The sequence below is a fragment of the Paenisporosarcina sp. P4_D4 genome (genome assembly GCF_056401835.1).
In genome coordinates, this window is the sequence record NZ_JBFUIO010000187.1 from 1 (window position 1) to 3,042 (window position 3,042).

Annotated in this window: 4 protein-coding genes and 1 pseudogene; 4 read left to right on the top strand and 1 reads right to left on the bottom strand. The window is 35.1% G+C overall.

Annotated elements, in window-relative coordinates; genetic code table 11:
- From AC1DSL_RS16740 to AC1DSL_RS16755, 4 genes and pseudogenes are all read left to right on the top strand, one after another.
- Positions 1–821, top strand: an 821-nt coding sequence (locus AC1DSL_RS16740) for an amino acid permease (RefSeq protein ID WP_477533072.1), incomplete at its 5' end; no start/stop codon positions are given.
- A 34-nt stretch (positions 822–855) separates the two neighbouring features.
- Positions 856–1,338 (top strand): annotated as a pseudogene (locus AC1DSL_RS16745) (aminopeptidase); the annotation flags it as partial.
- Between the two features lie 159 nt (positions 1,339–1,497).
- A complete protein-coding gene (locus AC1DSL_RS16750) occupies positions 1,498–1,764 on the top strand; it encodes a CPCC family cysteine-rich protein (RefSeq protein WP_016427033.1) in 267 nt (88 codons plus the stop codon).
- 211 nt (positions 1,765–1,975) lie between these two features.
- A complete protein-coding gene (locus AC1DSL_RS16755) occupies positions 1,976–2,359 on the top strand; it encodes a hypothetical protein (protein WP_477533073.1) in 384 nt (127 codons plus the stop codon).
- Between the two features lie 427 nt (positions 2,360–2,786).
- Here the strand turns inward: AC1DSL_RS16755 and AC1DSL_RS16760 are convergent.
- On the bottom strand, positions 2,787–3,042 hold a 256-nt coding region (locus tag AC1DSL_RS16760), incomplete at its 5' end, for a DUF3224 domain-containing protein (protein WP_477533074.1).

A 3,042-nucleotide genomic window follows, 5' to 3' on the forward strand; every position in this document is an offset into this window, starting at 1 on the left:
TCATTCATACAGCAATCGGTTTCTCTAACTTGACTGACCATGGTGGTTTTTTTCCGAATGGATCAACAGGATTAATCACAGCGATGCTGGTGGTAATCTATTCATATGGCGGTACAGAAATTATTGGGGTAACATTGGCAGAAACGAAAAATCCCGAAAAAGTGGTTCCAAAAGCTGTTCGCAGTACATTGGTCAGGATTATTTCTTTCTATATCATTCCATTTTTCATCATTGTTAGTTTAATTCCTTGGAATGAAGTAAACGGGGTGCCTGAAAGTCMGTTTGTGATGGTCTTTCAAAAAATAGGGATTCCAGGTGCTGACCATATTATGAACGCCGTTGTTCTACTAGCGATTATTTCATCAATGAACTCTGGATTGTATGGTTCATCTCGCGTTCTGTATACACAAGCCATGGACGGTCGCATTCCGAAAATATTTTCACGTTTATCCAAGAAGAAAGTGCCTGTTTACGCAATATTAATGTGTACTTCCGCTTTATATGGTGGTGTACTGATTTCCTTATTTGCTGGAAGCAAGACCTTCGATTTCCTGATGGGATCACTGGGATATACCGTACTATTCATCTGGTTAATCATTGCCTTCGCTCATTTAAAATCACGTAAACAACAGTCTGTAAAAACAAGTGCCTATACAGTTAAATGGTTCCCGTATACAACTTGGGCTGCGATTATCGCTTTAATTACGATCCTAATCGGAATCATTTTTACGACATCTATCATCGTAACGATCATTACACTTTGCATCTACATCTTTATTACCTTAACTTATGTATGGCAAAGACGCCTTAACAAAATCTAGAGACTTCCTCAATGTATTTTGTAGTTGATCAGATCCCGATGGCGAGTTGTATACAGCACCTATTAGAGATTCTGTGAATGGAATCATCACTTTTAATACACCTTCGAAGTTCAATGGATTTACATTTGAAAATATTTCACTGACTTTTGCCAATGGAAAAGTGGTCAAGGCAACAGCAAACCATTCGGAGAAACTTAATGAAATACTTAATACAGATGAAGGAGCAAGTTATGTTGGTGAATTTGCATTAGCCTTTAATCCGAAAGTGAAAGTTCCAATGAACAATACGTTATTCGATGAAAAAATTGATGGGAGTTTCCATATTGCCTTAGGCAGCTGTTTTGACGAAGCAGATAATGGGAATAAATCCGCCATTCATTGGGATTTGATTTCCATACAGCGACCTGATTATGGTGGGGGAGAAATCTATTTTGATGGTCAGTTAGTACGGAAAGACGGGCGGTTTGTTATTCCTGAATTAGAAGTATTAAATCCAGAAAGAATAGTAGCTCAATAAAAACACAGTATTGCTCGGAAGTGTAAAATAAATAGTCCTTGTTGAACTAACGGATGCTTTACTTCATTAATGAGTGAAGCCTTTTTTCTTATTGAACTAACGGGGCAGGTTAGTTGAACAGGCAGTATGATAAAATTTATAAAGTGTCGGAGTGAGTATATGAAATATACATGCCAATGTTGTGGATATAAAACTCTTAGAGAAGGAACACGGGATAGTTATGATATTTGTAAAGTTTGTTTTTGGGAAGATGATCTTGTACAAAATGAGGATCCGGACTTTGAAGGTGGGGCAAATGAAGTCTCTTTGAGACAAGCACAAAGGAATTTCAAGTTGTTTGGAGTAAGCGAAATGATATATAAAAACAATGTTGTAAAACCTGTTGTTGGGGGTTACGCCAAAGACAAAAATTTCAATCCACTATAGCGTTTTGAAATTACTTGTTCAACTAACGGGTGCTTGAGTTAAAGATCATTGAGCTGCTTATGCAACTCTTTTTACTAACGGTGCAGGTAGTTCAATAAGTAATTAAGTACTGATAGTTGAATTATTCGATTAGAGAAAATGAATTAGAGGGTATAATAGCTAATTAAGATTAAACTAAATTTTCACCAACCATTGAAGGGGGTCCATTCCATTGGAATATTTACAAAGGGATTTTTCCCTTGGCTTAAAAGAGTTAATTAATGCAACTGAACAATCATTTTATGATTATAATGAATTATTACTAAATGAATATACACCTATTTTTACTAAGAAAAACCAACGGATTACCCTCGAATTAAAAAAATCCGGAACAGACCCTTTTAAACCTAATTTTTATTCTTTCGTTTCTGTTGAAATACATCTAGATAATTATAAAAAAATTGTAGTTGAAGTTCCAATATGGAAGACTCAAAGGTATTTTTTAGGTATCCAACTTTCAAAAAACATTCCTGGAAGTAAGGTTATCGGGAATTTACTAACTTTGGAAGTAGCTAAGGATGCAATTAGAGAATTTATTGAAGACAACCTTAAATAGGATAATTCTTTTTTTTTCTTATTAAACTAACGCAACAGTTGAATAAGATCTAACTAAATTGGGAGAGGGATTTAAATGAACAAACTTTTCGATAAATTCCTCATAGGCAGTGTAATGATTATTTGTGGAATATTACTTCTAATAATTACTTATGGCAAATCCTTTAATAAAGTTGAAGACTCATTAGTCTTAGGCTATATATTTGTTTTGGGCGGAATTATATACATATTGTTTAAAGGTATAAAGAAACGGTAGCTCTTTTTTAATTTGTTCTTGTTCAACTAACGGGTGCTTAACTTCAATAAGGAGTGAAGCCTTTTTTCTTATTGAACTAACCGGGCAGGTTAGTTGAACAAGCTCGTTCGACGAAAAGGACATTCCTGGTATTACAGGGGATGCCCTTTTTACTAAACTATAGGGTATTTTGCTAGAATTCAAAGTCTAGAATCATTTTACTGGTTTGACCTGCAAACTTATAATTATAGGACCCTTGCAGGCTTTCTAAGTCACCGGTKGCTTTGATGATTGTTGCCGGAGAATCTAGATTTCCTTTATCAAATATTCCTTGCTCTATAGCTGTAAAYGTCCCCCGTTTTCCCTTATAAGTTCCCTCGAAATGCAGAAATCCGGAAATTTTAGAAGTGGCCATGTGACCATCTTCTACATTTGATTCTAGATAATAT